This is a genomic window from Pasteurella canis (assembly GCF_900454865.1).
GTDB lineage: Bacteria > Pseudomonadota > Gammaproteobacteria > Enterobacterales > Pasteurellaceae > Pasteurella > Pasteurella canis.
Window position 1 is genome coordinate 194,630 of the sequence record NZ_UGTV01000015.1, and the last position, 17,183, is coordinate 211,812.

General features: G+C 36.4%; 13 protein-coding genes and 4 tRNA genes. 7 read left to right on the forward strand and 10 right to left on the reverse strand.

What is annotated here, in order from left to right; all coding sequences use genetic code 11:
* Nucleotides 1-145 precede the first annotated feature (145 nt).
* Nucleotides 146-976: a 3',5'-cyclic-AMP phosphodiesterase gene (cpdA, locus tag DYE19_RS01595; protein WP_115322388.1), complete on the forward strand. Its 831-nt coding sequence runs from the start codon at nucleotides 146-148 to the stop codon at nucleotides 974-976.
* A 52-nt stretch (nucleotides 977-1,028) separates the two neighbouring features.
* On the opposite strand, the gene DYE19_RS01600 is transcribed toward cpdA, so the two are convergent.
* On the reverse strand, nucleotides 1,029-2,204 hold the full coding sequence (locus tag DYE19_RS01600; RefSeq protein WP_115322389.1) for an FAD-dependent monooxygenase: 1,176 nt from the start codon (nucleotides 2,202-2,204) through the stop codon (nucleotides 1,029-1,031).
* Between the two features lie 149 nt (nucleotides 2,205-2,353).
* Here DYE19_RS01600 and miaB point away from each other — a divergent pair, with 149 nt between their 5' ends.
* Nucleotides 2,354-3,778: a tRNA (N6-isopentenyl adenosine(37)-C2)-methylthiotransferase MiaB gene (gene miaB / locus DYE19_RS01605; protein ID WP_049216430.1), complete on the forward strand. Its 1,425-nt coding sequence runs from the start codon at nucleotides 2,354-2,356 to the stop codon at nucleotides 3,776-3,778.
* Between the two features lie 283 nt (nucleotides 3,779-4,061).
* Nucleotides 4,062-5,453: a nicotinate phosphoribosyltransferase gene (locus DYE19_RS01610; RefSeq protein WP_115322390.1), complete on the forward strand. Its 1,392-nt coding sequence runs from the start codon at nucleotides 4,062-4,064 to the stop codon at nucleotides 5,451-5,453.
* Between the two features lie 624 nt (nucleotides 5,454-6,077).
* On the opposite strand, the gene DYE19_RS01615 is transcribed toward DYE19_RS01610, so the two are convergent.
* The 3 genes from DYE19_RS01615 to DYE19_RS01625 all read right to left on the reverse strand — a co-directional run bounded on the left by DYE19_RS01615 (nucleotide 6,078) and on the right by DYE19_RS01625 (nucleotide 6,365).
* Nucleotides 6,078-6,164 (reverse strand) — tRNA-Leu (locus DYE19_RS01615).
* Between the two features lie 44 nt (nucleotides 6,165-6,208).
* Nucleotides 6,209-6,282, reverse strand: a tRNA-Cys gene (locus tag DYE19_RS01620).
* 7 nt (nucleotides 6,283-6,289) lie between these two features.
* Nucleotides 6,290-6,365: transfer RNA gene (locus DYE19_RS01625), tRNA-Gly, on the reverse strand.
* Nucleotides 6,366-6,638: 273 nt separating this feature from the next.
* Here DYE19_RS01625 and DYE19_RS01630 point away from each other — a divergent pair.
* Nucleotides 6,639-7,748, forward strand: a complete 1,110-nt coding sequence (locus tag DYE19_RS01630; protein ID WP_049216428.1) for a methionine biosynthesis PLP-dependent protein — start codon at nucleotides 6,639-6,641, stop codon at nucleotides 7,746-7,748.
* A gap of 111 nt (nucleotides 7,749-7,859) precedes the next feature.
* Nucleotides 7,860-8,183, forward strand: a complete 324-nt coding sequence (trxA, locus tag DYE19_RS01635; RefSeq protein WP_049216427.1) for a thioredoxin — start codon at nucleotides 7,860-7,862, stop codon at nucleotides 8,181-8,183.
* A 58-nt stretch (nucleotides 8,184-8,241) separates the two neighbouring features.
* Here trxA and cobB read toward each other — a convergent pair whose 3' ends face one another.
* Together cobB and rluC are read right to left on the reverse strand one after the other, a co-directional pair.
* Nucleotides 8,242-8,946 carry a Sir2 family NAD+-dependent deacetylase gene (gene cobB, locus DYE19_RS01640; RefSeq protein ID WP_115322391.1) on the reverse strand — a complete coding sequence of 235 codons (705 nt, stop codon included), beginning with the start codon at nucleotides 8,944-8,946 and terminating at the stop codon, nucleotides 8,242-8,244.
* A 75-nt stretch (nucleotides 8,947-9,021) separates the two neighbouring features.
* A complete protein-coding gene (gene rluC, locus DYE19_RS01645; protein WP_115322392.1) occupies nucleotides 9,022-9,996 on the reverse strand; it encodes a 23S rRNA pseudouridine(955/2504/2580) synthase RluC in 975 nt (324 codons plus the stop codon).
* A gap of 422 nt (nucleotides 9,997-10,418) precedes the next feature.
* On the opposite strand from rluC, the gene rne reads away from it, so the two are divergent.
* Nucleotides 10,419-13,400, forward strand: a complete 2,982-nt coding sequence (gene rne / locus DYE19_RS01650; protein ID WP_115322393.1) for a ribonuclease E — start codon at nucleotides 10,419-10,421, stop codon at nucleotides 13,398-13,400.
* 139 nt (nucleotides 13,401-13,539) lie between these two features.
* Nucleotides 13,540-13,629, forward strand: a tRNA-Ser gene (locus DYE19_RS01655).
* A 313-nt stretch (nucleotides 13,630-13,942) separates the two neighbouring features.
* On the opposite strand, the gene priC is transcribed toward DYE19_RS01655, so the two are convergent.
* From priC to gloA, 4 genes are all read right to left on the reverse strand, one after another.
* Complete coding sequence (gene priC, locus DYE19_RS01660; RefSeq protein WP_115322394.1) at nucleotides 13,943-14,488, reverse strand: primosomal replication protein PriC; 546 nt, start codon at nucleotides 14,486-14,488, stop codon at nucleotides 13,943-13,945.
* 46 nt (nucleotides 14,489-14,534) lie between these two features.
* Nucleotides 14,535-15,893 carry a Na+/H+ antiporter family protein gene (locus DYE19_RS01665; RefSeq protein ID WP_049216422.1) on the reverse strand — a complete coding sequence of 453 codons (1,359 nt, stop codon included), beginning with the start codon at nucleotides 15,891-15,893 and terminating at the stop codon, nucleotides 14,535-14,537.
* Between the two features lie 137 nt (nucleotides 15,894-16,030).
* On the reverse strand, nucleotides 16,031-16,681 hold the full coding sequence (rnt, locus tag DYE19_RS01670; protein WP_115322395.1) for a ribonuclease T: 651 nt from the start codon (nucleotides 16,679-16,681) through the stop codon (nucleotides 16,031-16,033).
* Nucleotides 16,682-16,754: 73 nt separating this feature from the next.
* Entirely contained in the window at nucleotides 16,755-17,168 is a 414-nt protein-coding gene (gene gloA / locus DYE19_RS01675) for a lactoylglutathione lyase (RefSeq protein WP_115322396.1), read from the reverse strand.
* Between the last annotated feature and the right edge of the window lie 15 nt (nucleotides 17,169-17,183).

Below are 17,183 nucleotides of genomic sequence, written 5' to 3' on the forward strand. Positions count from 1 at the left end.
AAAAATGTGACTTAGATTTAATTTTGAAAAAAAATTTCATAAAGAAATATGACATAGCTAACATTTTTTTATTTTGGTACGTGCAATTTACTTGATAAGTCGGTAATTTATAACGAGTTTTATATTTTAGCAGTAGGAGTTCGCTTTGTTCAGTACTTATACATATGAGACATCGGCGGAAGTATTCAAATTTGTTCAAATTACTGACCCACATTTGTTTAAGGATGAAAAGAGTGAGTTATTAGGAGTCAATACTCTTCAAAGTTTTAATCAAGTATTAGAAGAAATCAAAGAGAGTGGTTTTCACTATGATTTTGTTCTCGCTACAGGTGATCTTGTACAAGATAGTAGTAACGAAGGTTATGTACATTTTTGCGAGCAGGTAAAAAAACTTGAAAAAACGGTATTTTGGATCCCCGGTAATCACGATTTTCAACCGAAGATGTTTGAAATACTGAATCAACATCAAGACAATTTGAATGCAAAAAAACATATTTTACTAGGGAAACATTGGCAAATTTTAATGCTGGATAGCCAAGTGTTTGGTGTACCACATGGTGAGTTAAGTCAATATCAGATTGACTGGCTATTAGCTAAGCTAAAAGATCATCCTGATCGCTATTCGTTAATTGTCTTACATCATCATATTTTACCAACAAATTCAGCTTGGCTTGATCAACATAACTTACGCAATGCTCATGATCTAGCGGATGTATTGGCTCCTTTTAGCCATGTAAAAGGTATTTTATATGGTCATATCCATCAAGAAATGGAAGGGGAATGGAAAGGGTATAAAGTCATGGCAACCCCTTCTACTTGCATTCAATTTAAACCAGATCATCATACTTTTACTTTAGATTGCGTGCAGCCTGGGTGGAGAGAAGTGGAATTACATCCTGATGGGCGAATTGAAACAAGAGTAAAGCGGATTCAGAAGGTACAATTTTTTCCGAACATGCATGAGGAAGGTTATTAAAAATAAAAGAGCGGTAAATTTTTCAATTTTTTGACCGCTCTTTTATTTAATCTTATAAGCCTAATGCATATTTTAAGGCTTGTTTTTTTAAGGGCGTTACTTTGTTTGTCGTAAATAACGCAAGATTGCGGGCAATTTTAAGGGGTAAAATATCCTCTTTAAAAGCCTTATAAAAGAGATCCATACCTGATTGCATCAGCAAATTATCCCATTGGCGTTGACGTTGATAACGCATCAATACTTCATTACTTGCTAAGTCGTCTCCTTTTTGTATTGCTTGATTGAAGACCTCTAAGAGTGCTTTGACATCTTTAAAGCCTAGATTCACGCCTTGTCCTGCTAATGGGTTGATTGTATGAGCCGCATCTCCAACTAATACGATCCCTTGCTTGAAATATTCCTGTGCATGACGACGAGTTAATTCGAAGCTATTTGCACATTTTACTTTTATTTTCCCTAAGCGAGCAGGAAAGGCTTGGCTAACTTCCACTGTAAGTTTTTCTAAAGGAAGTTGTTTTAAGGCTCGAATACGCTCAGGTTTGTCGTACCATACTAAACATGCCTGTTGACCAAGCAAGGGTAAAAAAGCTCTTGGCCCCGAAGGATAAAATTGTTGCCAAGTGATATCTTGTTGTTCTAACACTGTATCGACAATCATTAACAGACAACTTTGACGGTATTGCCAACCAGTTAAACCAATTCCAGCAATTTGACGGAGTTGTGAGTTTGCACCATCAGCAGCAACAATACAGGGTGCAGAATAAGTTTCACCATTCTCAAGTAAAATTTGCCAATATTGGTCGCACTTTGTTATTTTTTTTATTGGTGATCCGAGAGTTGTTTGTATTGTTTCGACAGATTGAATTGTCTGCCATAATCCTAATTGGATGAGATTGTTTTCGACCATAAAGCCTAATTCAGGCAGTTTTAACTCGTCACTATGAAAGTGAGTTGAAAAGCCCTCAATTTCCCACGTCTCTAAAGCGCGATAAGGACAAATTCTCATTTTTTCAATATGTTGCCACGCAGTTAGCTGTTTTAATAAATTGACGGAAGCGACACTAATTGCAGAAATACGCAGATCATAGGGGGAATGAGGATCAAAATGAGGTAGGGCTTGTTGTTCGATGAGTTGGATATTGTGCCCTTGCTGCCCTAATCCTAACGCACAGGCCGCACCAACCATCCCACCACCTACTACAATAATGTCTTTTTGTATGACTGCCATTGCTTTTTTCCTTTTAGTTTTTGAAAACTATTTTACCGCCAATGAGGGAAATTCAAAAGAAATCTCTTTTTTAACTAGCCAGCATACTGACAAGTCTGTAAAATAGCCAGTCAAATTTTTTATAGGTTAACTGAATTTTTAAAAACAATATGACGCAAAAATTACATATTAAAACCTGGGGCTGTCAGATGAATGAATATGATTCATCAAAAATGGCAGATCTTTTAAATAGTACCCATGGTTTAGAATTAACTGAAATTCCAGAAGAGGCAGATGTATTATTATTAAATACCTGCTCGATCCGAGAAAAAGCACAAGAAAAGGTCTTTCATCAATTAGGTCGTTGGAAAGAATTAAAAAAACAAAATCCCGCATTAGTCATTGGTGTGGGTGGTTGTGTTGCCTCACAAGAGGGAGAACATATTCGTACTCGAGCCCCTTATGTTGATATTATTTTTGGACCACAAACTTTGCATCGCCTACCTGAAATGATTAATCAAATTCGAGGGGGAAAAAGTTCAGTTGTTGATGTGAGCTTTCCAGAAATTGAGAAGTTTGACCGTTTGCCAGAGCCCCGTGCGGAAGGGCCAACCGCCTTTGTTTCTATTATGGAAGGCTGTAATAAATATTGCTCATTTTGTGTGGTGCCTTATACGCGAGGTGAGGAAGTCAGTCGTCCTGTTGATGATGTGTTATTTGAAATTGCTCAATTAGCAGAGCAAGGTGTACGCGAAGTCAATTTATTAGGGCAAAATGTAAATGCCTATCGTGGCGCAACACATGATGATGGTATTTGTACTTTTGCTGAGTTATTACGATTAGTTGCTGCAATTGATGGTATTGATCGTCTACGTTTTACTACAAGTCATCCAATTGAATTTACGGATGATATTATTGATGTTTACCGTGATACGCCCGAACTAGTCAGTTTCTTACATTTGCCTGTTCAGAGTGGCTCAGATCGAGTTCTTTCTATGATGAAACGAAATCATACCGCACTTGAGTATAAATCTATTATTCGTAAATTAAGAGCGGTTCGACCTGACATTCAAATTAGTTCAGATTTTATTGTTGGGTTCCCTGGTGAAACAACTGAGGATTTTGAGCAAACGATGAATTTAATTGCGCAAGTCAATTTTGATATGAGCTTTAGCTTTATTTATTCTGCTCGTCCAGGCACACCAGCTGCAGACATGCCAGATGATGTCAGTGAAGAAGAGAAAAAACAACGTTTATATTTATTACAGCAACGTATCAACAATCAAGCAGCACAATTTAGCCGTGCAATGTTGGGTACAGAACAGCGTGTATTAGTTGAGGGGCCATCGAAAAAAGATATCATGGAACTCACAGGAAGAACAGAAACAAACCGTATTGTTAATTTTGTGGGTACGCCAGATATGATTGGCAAGTTTGTTGATATTAAAATTACAGATGTGTTCACTAATTCCTTACGTGGTGATGTAGTACGTACGGAAGAACAAATGGGATTACGTGTTGTGCAATCACCACAAGCAGTGATTAATCGTACTCGTAAAGAAGATGAGCTGGGCGTAGGACGTTACCACGCTTAATTTTTTACTCATACTTATTGCTAAAAGCTGCTCAGGGTGGATTACTTGAGTAGCTTTTTCTTTTTTTTGTTAACTAAAAACTACCTTTTTTAAAAGTGGATCAATAATATTCACTTAATTCTAGGCATATCATTGTGAATAGTGCTGTTCCAATTTAATAAAATTACACAGATCTTTTACTTTTTATATATTATTTGCACTTATTTAGTGTCATTTAAAATAAATTTTGGTAATTTATATATATCAAAAGTGTATTTTTTTTTAATTAAATGAGTTAAATGGAATGTATACATCGAATTTTTTAAATCTTATCTTAAATGTTGACAGCTATAAGGCATCTCATTGGCTACAGTACCCACCTGATACAAAATATGTGTCTTATTATGTTGAGGCACGTAACGGGAATTTTGATGTTGTGTTTTTTGGTTTACAAGCGTTTATAAAAGAATATTTATTAACACCAATTAGCCAACAGGATATTGATGAAGCAGAAATTGTTTTGAATACGCATGGTTTACCATTTAATCGTAATGGTTGGCAACTTTTAATTGAGAAGTATCAGGGATTCTTACCATTAAAAATAGAAGCTATTCCAGAAGGTACTGTATTACCAGTAAGTAATGTAGTTTGTCAGATTGTTAACACCGATCCTGAATTTTTTTGGCTTGCAGGCTATCTAGAAACGGCATTATTACGTGCAATTTGGTACCCTTCTACAGTTGCCAGTATTTCTTATTTTTGTAAGCAGAAAATTAAACATGCACTTGAACAATCTGCGGATAATTTAGATGGATTATTATTTAAGCTGCATGATTTTGGCGCAAGAGGAGCTTCTAGTTTGGAAACTGTGGCTTTAGGCGGTTTAGCACATTTAGTTAATTTTATGGGAACAGATAGCGTTTCGGCATTACTTGCAGCTCGACGTTGGTATAATGCAACACAAATGCCAGCTTTCTCTATTCCTGCTGCTGAACATAGTACGATAACATCATGGGGAAAAGAAAGAGAAAGTGCTGCTTATGAAAATATGCTAAATCAATTTGCAGGTAAAGATAAGATATATGCGGTTGTTTCAGATAGCTATGATCTGTGGAATGCCCTAGAAAATATTTGGGGAGAGCAACTGAAAAACAAAGTACAAGTATTGGGTGGGACTTTAGTTATACGTCCAGATAGTGGCGATCCAGCTGAAGTCATATGTCGTACATTAACAATTCTAGAAAACAAATTTGGCTCAGTAGTAAATAATAAAGGCTATAAAGTATTACCTAGTTATATACGTCTTATTCAAGGCGATGGGATAAACTGCCATTCAATTGTGTCTATTTTAGCCTCAATCATGGCTCATGGATTTAGTATTGATAATGTGAGTTTTGGAATGGGAGGCGGCTTATTACAACAAATCAATCGAGATACGATGAGTTGGGCGATGAAGGCGAGTGCGGTCAATATTGCAGGTGAATGGCAAGATGTTTATAAAGATCCAATAACTAGTCGAGCAAAGCGTTCGAAAAAAGGTCTGCTTGCATTAGTCAAACAACAAAACCAGTGGCAAACAATATCTAAGCAGGCATTAGGTGAACAAGAAAATCAATTACGTACAGTATTTTTGAATGGGCAGTTACTAATTGATGATGATTTAGAAACAATTCGTATGAGAGCAAATAGCTATTAATATTAGATTAATTACTGTTCTTAAATTTATTTTTGTGTATTGTTTGAGTGTTTAAGATGAAATTTTTTTGTTAACTTATTGATATGACTTTTGTATAGGAAGTCAAAATGTAGCCAGAGGCAGATTTTTCTGCAAGTTTTACATCTAAGATAATATGTATGAATCTGCCTCCCTCTTTTGTAAAGGTATATGTTTAGTTAATCTTTACTTAGAGATCTTATGATGAAAATAGAAAATGCTCAAAATAAAATAAAGTGATTAGATTTCAGTTGGTTATACTTTATTCGAGTAGAAAATAATGATTTATTGAAAAAAGATAAAATAGATGATGCTTAGCATTTTTACTTCTTTTAACTAAGGAACTTAACTAACATTAGTTAAAAACAATAGGGCAGCAATTTGGGGGGGAATTTTCATCTTTGCTATATTTAAGTGTTAGTTATGCATATACTATGCTGAAATAGCTCATTAAAAAATTAAGCAAATTAATACAATACTGCAAGAGTGGCATTATATTGTAATTTAGTAGTGCTTAAGTACAGCTTGAATAATAAGAAAAGTAAATTTTAGGAAAATAAAAAGCCTATTTGGATGCTATTTTATTGTATTTATTGTGGTTTTATATGGTGCCCGAGGCCAGACTTGAACTGGCACGCTTCGAAAAGCGAGGGATTTTAAATCCCTTGTGTCTACCGATTTCACCACTCGGGCACATAATTTAAATATGCTGCGATAACTAACTGCGTTTAAGGTTATGGAGGCGTGTCCCGGAGTCGAACCGAGCTACATGGATTTGCAATCCAGTGCATAACCGCTTTGCTAACACGCCGTTAGTTTGGAGCGGGAAACGAGGCTCGAACTCGCGACCCCAACCTTGGCAAGGTTGTGCTCTACCAACTGAGCTATTCCCGCATTCGCTGTTAGTGCGGTGCATTCTACTGATTTCTAAAAATCTGTCAACGATTGTTTTTAAAAAAGTTGATTAACTGCTGAAAAAAAATGCAGATTGTTTGTTTCTGTTCAAAAATGAGTAGTTTTTTGTTTGTTTTTAAATAGATTTTATGTATTTTGTAGATTACAGAATTTCCTTTTTTGTTTTTTATCTTTATGCCATAATGCAATTTAAGCCATCTGGATGGCTAAATTGGTGGATTGTTTTTTATTAATACAGAATGTAGAGCGTTTATGACACAACAATATTTTATTGAAACATTACTTGCGCAAGCGGGTAACAGAACTGATGAACGGACGGGGGCAGTATCTACACCTATCTTTTTGTCTACAGCTTATGGACATCATGGGATTGGTGAAAGTACTGGGTATGATTATACGAGAACTAAAAATCCAACACGTACTGTACTGGAAGAAACGATTGCTCAGCTTGAGGGAGGGATAAGAGGATTTGCATGCGCTTCTGGTATGGCTGCAATTCAACTCATTATGTCTCTGTTCTCGTCACCTGATGAATGGATTGTTTCAAACGATGTTTATGGTGGGACTTATCGCCTATTGGACTTTGCTTATAAAAAAACGCATGGTGTGAAACCTGTGTATGTTGATACTGCGGATATCGCTGCAATTGAAGCAGCGATTACAGAAAAAACTAAGGCGATTTTTATAGAAACACCCTCCAATCCATTGATGGAAGAATGTGATGTGGCTGAAATTGCAAAAATTGCTAAAAAATATAATTTGTTGTTAATTGTTGATAATACATTTTTGACACCAGTTTTGTTTAGACCGATCGAACATGGTGCAGATATTGTGATCCATAGTGCAACTAAGTATCTTGCTGGCCATAATGATACTTTAGCTGGGCTTATTGTAACAAAAGACTTAGATCTCTGTGAGCGTTTATTTTATATTCAAAATGGAGCGGGAGCTGTGCTATCGCCATTTGATTCTTGGCTAACGATTCGAGGAATAAAAACTTTAGCATTACGAATGGAGCGACATCAAAGTAATGCCAAAGCTTTAGCAACATTTCTAAAAAAGCAGCCACAAGTCGCAGATGTGTTGTATCCTAATAAAGGAGGTATGCTATCTTTTCGTTTACAGGATGAAAATTGGGTTAATCCATTTTTAAAAGCTATTAAATTGATTACTTTTGCTGAAAGTCTGGGGGGAACGGAAAGTTTTATTACTTATCCCGCAACTCAAACACATATGGATATCCCTGAGCACGAACGCATTGCAAGAGGTATTTGTAATCGTCTATTACGTTTTTCAGTGGGTTTAGAAAATATTGAAGATCTTAAAGCTGATTTACAGCAGGCCTTTGCACAATTAAGCTGAGTTTTCATCGTAAACGGATTGATTTGCATCATGCTTGTGATATTATCAATGCACTTGAAATTATGAAAAGCGTTCTTATTATAGAAAGCATTATTAACAAAAAAGGAAAAAATAATGGAAGTATTACACTCAACTGATGCAACATTTGTAGCTGATGTAGTTAATTCAGATGTACCTGTATTATTAGATTTTTGGGCGCCTTGGTGTGGTCCTTGTCGTATGATTTCACCTATTTTAGATGAAATTGCTGCGGATTTTTCGGGGAAAGTAAAAGTAGTAAAAATTAATATTGATGAAAACCAAGAAACACCTGCACAATTAGGTGTACGTAGTATCCCGACATTAGTGTTATTTAAAGACGGTAAAGCAGTTGCAACACAAGTTGGTGCATTACCGAAAAATCAGTTAGCGAATTTTATTAATCAAAATATCTAACGTAAATGAATTAAAGATAAATCCCAAGTATAGTGCTTGGGATTTTTTTATATTTGAATTATAAGAATTGACTCACATAATGTGGGACAATTTGGCTTGCTTTACCATAGTGAAATTCATCGAAACTTGACCGCACTTTACTAGGTTCTAAGTTGAGTTCGACAGTATGTGCGCCATGATATCTTGCTTCATTAACGAAGCCAGCAGCAGGGTAGACATGACCAGAGGTGCCGATTGCAATAAAATAATCACATTCAGAAAGTGCCGTATAAATACGCTCCATCTCTAAAGGATATTCTCCAAACCAAACAATATGAGGGCGTAATGTTTGTGGTATTGTGCAACATGTGCATTTATCTCGCTGAGTAATATCTTTTTGCCAAGTATAAATTTTCCCCGATTTTGTACAGCGAACTTTTAATAATTCACCATGCATGTGAATGATGTTTTTTGAGCCAGCACGTTCGTGTAAGTTATCCACATTTTGCGTTATAACTAATAGGTTTTGACCTATTTTTTGTTCTAGCTTAGTAAGAGCAAAATGTGCTGCATTAGGTTTCAAATTAGTATCTAATAGCTGTTTACGACGAGCATTATAGAAGTGTTGGACCAGTTGTGGATTTTTTATAAATCCTTCTGGTGTTGCAATATCTTCAATACGATGTTCTTCCCATAGACCGTCTGAAGCACGAAAAGTACGGATACCTGACTCAGCTGAAATCCCAGCGCCTGTTAATACAACAATTTTAGGAGATTTGGACAAGATTGTTTCTCTTTTATAAATAATTTCAATTAATAGAACATCATAGTATTGAAATGCTATTTTCTTTGTATTTGTTCATGTATTTTGGCTACGTAGTAATTTTAAAATTATCTTCATGTCTTCATCAAGTGGTGCATTGATACGCAAGATCTCCCCTGTTTTGGGATGTTCAAAACGAATTGAAAATGCATGTAGGAATAAGCGTTTTAATCCTAATTTGCTCATTTCTTCATCAAAAACTTTATCACCATACTTCTCATCGAATGCGATAGGATGGCCTGCATATTGAGTATGTACTCGGATTTGATGAGTTCGTCCCGTTATTGGTGAAGCTTTTATTAATGTTGCTTGAGTATAGCGTTCTTCGATCGAAAAGCGTGTTTCAGAAGGTTTACCTTGAGCATTGACTTTAACAATTCGCTCGCCACTTGATAATTCATTTTTCAATAAAGGGGCAATGACTATTTTACAATGAGACTGCCATTGTCCACGAACTAATGCTAAATAATCTTTTTGTACAGTTTTTTCACGTAATTGCTCATGCAAATGACGTAATGCGGAGCGTTTTTTGGCTACCAATAAAATACCCGAAGTATCTCGGTCTAAACGATGTACAAGCTCAAGAAAGCGAGCATCAGGGCGTAGTGCGCGTAGTGCCTCAATCACACCAAAGTTTAACCCACTCCCCCCATGTACTGCCATACCAGACGGTTTGTTGAGAATTAATAAAGTATCATCTTCAAAAACAATATGTTTTTCTAATTGATTAACTTTATTTAATTTATTAGAAATTGGTGTTTTCTCTTTTTCTGATAGACGGACAGGAGGGATACGTACAATATCATCTATTTGTAATTTATACTCGGGCTTTATACGGCTTTTGTTCACTCGTACTTCACCTTTACGTAAAATGCGATAGATTAAACTTTTTGGTACACCCTTCAATTTAGTTAATAAATAATTATCGATACGCTGTCCTGCTTCATCTTCACTAATAGTAAGCAGTTTTACATTTTGACTGATAGTTTTTGAGCTTTTATTTTGATGCATTTAAGAAATCTTTTTGATGAAAATTGGGTGGATCATATCACATTTTCCTATCCTTTAAATGATTAAAATTACCTTGATAAATAAGAGTGATAAGTACATAATAGTGCGTATTTTTACGTCATTGGTGTGACTTGAAAATGGAGTGTTATTGTTAAGTTAATATAATGCAGCATATGGCATAAGACATTGGTAACTTAGTGATTTTAAATGTTAAAAATAGTACGAGTACTTGCGGAAGTATTTTTATAGTCTATTCCGTTTTACGAAAAATGTGTTCTTTTACTTCATTTGATTAACGTAATCAATGCGCCCAGCCGTTGACAGTCGAGAGACTGACATCTGGCGACAGACACGAGGTCGATTACGAAGAAAAGTACGTTTATTTTTAATTAAGCAACAGAATAAAATTAAGAGAACAAAGAATGAAAAGAATGTTAATTAATGCAACTCAAAAAGAGGAGTTGCGCGTTGCATTAGTGGATGGGCAACGTTTATTTGACTTGGATATTGAAAGCCCAGGACATGAACAAAAGAAAGCAAACATTTACAAAGGTCGGATCACACGTGTAGAGCCAAGTTTAGAGGCCGCATTTGTGGATTATGGTGCTGAGCGCCATGGCTTTTTACCATTAAAGGAAATTGCACGTGAATATTTTCCTGAGGATTATGTTTATCAAGGACGTCCAAATATTCGAGATATTTTGAGCGAAGGACAAGAAGTTATCGTTCAAGTTAATAAAGAGGAACGTGGTAATAAAGGGGCTGCATTAACGACTTTTGTCTCTTTAGCTGGCAGCTATTTAGTGATTATGCCAAATAATCCAAGAGCAGGCGGCATTTCACGTCGTATTGAAGGAGATGAGCGTTTAGAGTTAAAAGAAGCATTAAGCTCATTGGATGTGCCAGATGGTGTGGGATTAATTGTACGTACTGCGGGTGTGGGTAAGTCTCCAGAAGAATTACAATGGGATTTAAAGGTTTTATTGCACCATTGGGAAGCGATTAAGCAGGCATCAGAAAGCCGTCCAGCCCCTTTTTTGATTCACCAAGAAAGCGATGTTATTGTACGTGCAATTCGTGATTATTTACGTCGTGATATTGGGGAAATCCTAATTGATAGTCCTAAAGTATATGAGAAAGCTAAGGCACATATTAAGTTAGTACGCCCAGATTTTATTCATCGAGTTAAACTATATCAAGGAGAAGTGCCGTTATTTAGCCATTATCAAATTGAGTCACAAATTGAATCTGCTTTCCAACGTGAAGTACGTTTGCCTTCTGGTGGTTCAATTGTTATAGATGTAACGGAAGCATTAACTGCAATTGATATCAACTCTTCTCGTTCAACTCGTGGGGGGGATATCGAAGAAACCGCATTAAATACTAACCTTGAGGCAGCAGATGAAATTGCACGTCAATTGAGATTACGCGACTTAGGTGGCTTAATTGTAATCGATTTTATTGATATGACACCTGTGCGTCATCAGCGTGAAGTTGAAAATAGAATTCGTGATGCGGTTCGTCAAGATCGTGCTCGTATTCAGATTAGCCGTATTTCCCGTTTTGGATTGCTTGAGATGTCACGTCAACGTTTAAGTCCATCGTTAGGTGAGTCTTCACATCATGTGTGCCCACGTTGTCAAGGCACAGGAAAAATTCGGGATAATGAATCGCTTTCTTTGTCAATTTTACGTCTTATCGAAGAAGAAGCACTAAAAGAGAATACGAAACAAGTTCATACTATTGTGCCTGTTGAGATTGCCTCTTACTTGCTGAATGAAAAACGTAAGGCAATTTATAGCATTGAAAAGCGTCATGAAGTGGATGTGATTGTTGTTCCTAATGAAGCAATGGAAACGCCACACTTCAGTGTTTTCCGTGTTCGTGATGGTGAGGAAGTAAATGAGCTGAGTTATAACTTAGTTAAGCTACATCAAGAGCAAGATGATCAGTTTATCCCTGAAGATTCTCTAGTTTCACGTAATATCGAAGTAGCCGCTGTTACAAGTGAGAATATGCTAGAAAGTGCAGCTGTTTCAATGGCAATTCCTGCCCCAGCTCCTGTCCCCGAAAAGAAAGTAGATAATAAGCCTTCTTTATTAGCACGTATTATTGGTAAAATCAAAGCACTTTTCGCAGATAAGCCTGTGGAAGAAGAAAAATCCAAAAACAATCGCAATAGAAACAATCGTAATCGTCGCAATCAAGAACGTCGTAATAATCGTCGCTCTCGTTCAGAAAGTACAGAGCGTGAAAATAACGTAAAACGTAATGATGAGATTGTTGAAGAAGTTATTCGCCCTCGTTCTGAGCGTAGTAATAAACGTCAACGTAAAGCGAGTGTTGTAGAAAGTACGGTTGTAAATGAGCCAGCTGTAGAATCTATAGTAGATAATTCAGACGTGGAGAAAGTGGAGCAATCTACTCAACGTCGTCCACGCCGTGATCTGCGTAAGAAGGTTCGTATTACGGATGAAGTCTCAACTGAGGCTATTTCTACAGAATCTTCAGAACAAATTCCATCTGAAGTTGTGAATTTGGAGATGGAATCTCAGGAACAAACACCAACTGAAATTGAATCAGTTGAAGTTCTAGTATTAGAAGAGGTTGACAGTGAAAAACGTCGTGATAACCGTCGCCGTTTACCGCGTCACTTACGAGCAAATAATCAACGTCGCCGTCGCAATAATCAAGAGACTAAGTCGCCTATGCCATTATTTGCTGCGGTTGCCTCACCAGAGTTAGCAAGCGGTAAAGTATGGATAGATCATAACTCTATTTCTGTGGCTAAAGATAATCAGTTTTTATCAGTAGATGAGCTCTTAGAACAACAAAATCAATCAAAAAATGATATCGTTGCAACAATTCCAGCAATGGGACTTGTTGAGAATAGTGAAAAATCATCAAAGCCATTTAATGCATTTATGACTCAGCCTGCTAATGAGTCTGTAGAGAAAAAAGTGCAAGAATCTTTACAGCGTTTAGAGGCGGAGCAATCTTTAGTTGAAATAAATCTAGCAAATAGCGAAATGGATACTCAGAAAATTGAGTATGCTGTTGTTGAGCCAACAGTTGAGCATGTGGATCTTCATATAGAACAAACTGAGCAGTTAGATATTACAGAGAAACGTGAACAATCGTTAGTATCAGAGACTGGAATCAACATTATGCCAGATAATGAACGAACTTTTATCTTTACTGGACGCTTAGGTACAGTCTCAGCTGTTGAGCATACTAAAGCTGAGATGACATTAGCTAAAGCAATGAATGACATTGTGGCTATGTCAGAAATTGAAGTATGGAGTGAATCACGCTATTACTTCCATGGTAAAGGTGCAGCAGGACATCATAGTGCAATTAGTCATGTGTATGCTGAACCAACTAGGGCTGAGAGTAAAGCTTAGTGAGTGTTTTGTAGATTTAGTGAGGATAGTAAAGTAGAATCTGTGAGTTGTTCTAAAATAGAACAATTGAATAAAAATCTTAATTTAATTGCTTGACTTAGAACAACAAAATTCGTATTATTCACCTCGCTTAAATCACGGAGGAATGGTCGAGTGGTTGAAGGCACCGGTCTTGAAAACCGGCGAGGGTTTACGCCCTCCGTGAGTTCGAATCTCACTTCCTCCGCCATCAAATTCTAGAAGCCGTAAGTCGATAAGACTTGCGGTTTTTTATTTATTTGTTAATTGATGAGAATTTTGTCAAAGTTGGTGTAATGAGTGGGGAATTATTTCTATGGTGTTGGAGGATGTAACAAACAACACCTTGTACTTTAACATATAGTTGGAGCTTTTTACTATTCAAGCAAAGAGGAAAAGCAGTCTATATATATTTTAGGTTCATTAAGCTCATCGAAGAGTAATAAGTAAGTCTGTCAGTCAGCCTTTAAAATATAATTCAAGCCCTTTATATCATTATTCTTAGAAGTGATTATATAAAGCAACTAGATTTGATTTTCTTTAAATATCAAATATTCCTCAAGTACTTCAATTGCCATTAGACATTTATCACGGCGTTGTTGAGTAAAAGCGATTTTTTGCTCAAGATATGATCTTTCATTTGGATCTTGTGTTTTATGTTTTTCATCTTGTTGCTGAGTAATTTTTTCATTTAGCGCTTGGAGTGCAACATAATATTTTTCTAAACGTTCGCGAGGTGGCAGTTGATGAATAGATTGTGCCATTTGCTGCGTTTTTTTTGACATTGTGTTAACTGTAATTGGATTTAATGCATCAGAAAGTGCTGTACATTGTGATAATAGTTTTTCAGTGAAGAAGATCGCCAAATTGAGATCATTTTCTGGCACATGTGCAAGTTGTTTTAATGTTTCTTGTATTTCCTGATAGTAAAATGAGAAAGATTGACTATTTTCACCAAATAATTGGGGATCAAATTTAGTATTCAATTTTTGCTCGGTATGTTGAGCATATTGTGCGTATAGCTGATTTACTTTACTTGTTAAGGATTGAAGTAGTTCTATTTTTGTCATGGCTTTTTACAGGAAAAAATCCTCCCAGAAGGGAGGATTTATTTTATTATAAATACATTGCAGCTAACCAGCCGAAGATAATTAGTGGGATGTTATAGTGAATAAATGTCGGCACAACAGAATCCCAGATATGGTCATGCTTACCATCCGCATTTAAGCCTGAAGTTGGTCCTAATGTCGAATCAGAAGCAGGTGAGCCAGCATCACCTAATGCGGCAGCAACACCAATGATGGATACAGTAGCAAGCGGTGAAAAACCCAACGATATACAGAGTGGCACGTAAATTGAAGCGATAATTGGTACGGTTGAGAATGAGGAGCCAATGCCCATAGTGATAAATAAACCAACTAATAACATTAAGAATGCGGCTAATCCTTTACTGTCAGTACCTAAACCTTGGCTAAAAGTTTGCACTAAGCTAGTTACGCCTCCTGTTGTATTAATTACGTTAGCAAAGCCAGATGCTGCAATCATAACAAAGCCAATCATCGCCATTAAGCGTAAGCCTTGTTGAAAAATATCATTACTTTCTTTCAGTTTGAAAATGCCACAGACAGCAAAAATAACTAAACCCGCTAAACCGCCAATGATTGTTGAGCTAGTAAAAAGTTGTAATCCAAATGTCACAATGATTGCAGCTAAACTTGCACCAATATGGAATGGTTTTATATTGGTAATATGGGACTCAATGTCTGCTGTACTAATTTGACTATGCACTATTGGGTACTCTCTTGGTTTTCGGTAGCTAATGAAAACAGCTGTAAGTAAGCCTAAAATCATGCCAACGACAGGAACTGCCATACCTAGTGATACTTCAGCAACAGAGGTTTGTAAACCTAAAGTTGCACCAGCTTGGTTGATGTTTTTGACTAATACACTCTCAATAAAAATTTTTCCGAAACCAACGGGTAATAACATATAAGTTGCAGTTAAACCAAATGTGAGTACACATGCTACTGCACGGCGGTCAAGTTTTAATTTATTAAAGATCGCAAGTAGCGGTGGAATCACAATAGGAATGAAGGCGATATGCACAGGCAGTAAATTTTGTGATGAAATAGCGAATAGGGCAAGTATCGCTAAAATAAAATATTTAAAGCCTGCCATAGAACGGCTAGTTGGTGTATTGCCTAAGCGCTTTATGACTTTATAGGCTAATAAGTCCGTAATGCCTGATTTAGAAATAGCAACAGCGAAGGCGCCTAAAATAGCATAGTTCATTGCAACTTCAGCACCACCACCAAGCCCATTAGTAAATGTTTTAATTGTTTCGCTGACACCAAGATCGCCAGTTAAACCAGCTACCAATGCAGAAATAACCAGTGCAATAACTACGTTAATTCGCAATAAGCTTAAAACAAGTAAAACAACAATAGAAATCACGACTGGATTTGTTAATAACATTGTGTTTATCCTTAGGTTATTTTTTAGAAAGAATTTCTAAATTTACTAAAAAAAAATAATTTGTCTAGACTCGATCTCGCAAAATGATAAAGTTAATTGGTCTTTTGCTAAAAAGAGCGGTCTATTTTTAGAAAATTTTAAATTTGATGTGGAAAGCCACCTAAATTTTTTAAGTGATTTACCATGTAGCAAAAGAGTTCAGCGGTACGCTCTGTATCATACAAGGCAGAGTGTGCTTGTTTACAATCAAAGGCAATTTTAGCGGCTTGACATGCTTTTACTAAGACAGTTTGCCCAAACATGAAACCACTTAGAGTGGCTGTATCAAAAAGCCCAAAAGGATGGAATGGGTTCCGTTTTACACTGGTACGTTCAGCTGCTGCCATGAGAAAACTTTGATCAAAAGCAGCGTTGTGCGCAACAATAATAGCACGCTGGCATTCAGCCTCTTTTTGTCCTTTACGAACCATTTTAAATAATTCAGTAATAGCATGTGTTTCACTGACTGCACCACGTAAAGGATTATGAATATCAATGCCATTGAACTGTAATGATTCAGGATTAATATTTGCATTTTCAAAAGGTTCAATATGGAAATGGCAGCGTTGATCTGGTACTAACAAACCATTTTCATCCATTTTTACTGTGATTGCAGCAAGCTCTAATAATGCATCTGTTTTGGCATTAAAGCCTGCTGTTTCAACATCAATGATGACGGGAAAATAACCTCGAAAACGGTTTTTTAATAAATTGTAATTTGTGGTTGATTCAGTTTTGATTTCTGTCACATTACTATCCTATATTCAAGCAGATAGCGTGGACAAAGCCACGCTATCAAAACTTTTCAAAAATTGACCGCACTTAAATTGAATTACCTAAGCCTGCTTGAGCATGTTTATTTTCAATAAATTCAATTTTATATCCATCAGGATCTTCAACAAAGGCAATTACTGTTTTTCCGCCTTTTACTGGTCCTGGCTCACGTGTAATTTTTCCTCCTGCATGGCGAACAGCTTTACAGGTTGTGTAAATATCATCTACACCAATTGCAATATGGCCGTAAGCAGTACCCTGTTCATATTCAGTTACCCCCCAATTATAGGTCAACTCTAATACTGAAGTTTTGTCTTCATCATCATACCCTAGAAATGCAAGAGTATATTTATATTCTTCATTTTCACTCGTGCGTAGCAAACGCATACCTAAGACATCTTGATAAAATTTAATTGAGCGTGTTAAATCAGTTACACGCAACATCGTGTGTAGAATGCGCATAAGTTACTCCAAGTT

Excerpts from the sequence above, each read along its gene's own strand:
- DYE19_RS01600 (WP_115322389.1), bottom strand. The coding sequence starts at position 2,204 with ATGGCAGTCATACAAAAAGACATTATTGTAGTAGGTGGTGGGATGGTT.
- miaB (WP_049216430.1), top strand. The coding sequence starts at position 2,354 with ATGACGCAAAAATTACATATTAAAACCTGGGGCTGTCAGATGAATGAA.
- DYE19_RS01610 (WP_115322390.1), top strand. The coding sequence starts at position 4,062 with ATGTATACATCGAATTTTTTAAATCTTATCTTAAATGTTGACAGCTAT.
- DYE19_RS01630 (WP_049216428.1), top strand. The coding sequence starts at position 6,639 with ATGACACAACAATATTTTATTGAAACATTACTTGCGCAAGCGGGTAAC.
- rluC (WP_115322392.1), bottom strand. The coding sequence starts at position 9,996 with ATGCATCAAAATAAAAGCTCAAAAACTATCAGTCAAAATGTAAAACTG.
- rne (WP_115322393.1), top strand. The coding sequence starts at position 10,419 with ATGAAAAGAATGTTAATTAATGCAACTCAAAAAGAGGAGTTGCGCGTT.
- priC (WP_115322394.1), bottom strand. The coding sequence starts at position 14,488 with ATGACAAAAATAGAACTACTTCAATCCTTAACAAGTAAAGTAAATCAG.
- DYE19_RS01665 (WP_049216422.1), bottom strand. The coding sequence starts at position 15,893 with ATGTTATTAACAAATCCAGTCGTGATTTCTATTGTTGTTTTACTTGTT.
- gloA (WP_115322396.1), bottom strand. The coding sequence starts at position 17,168 with ATGCGCATTCTACACACGATGTTGCGTGTAACTGATTTAACACGCTCA.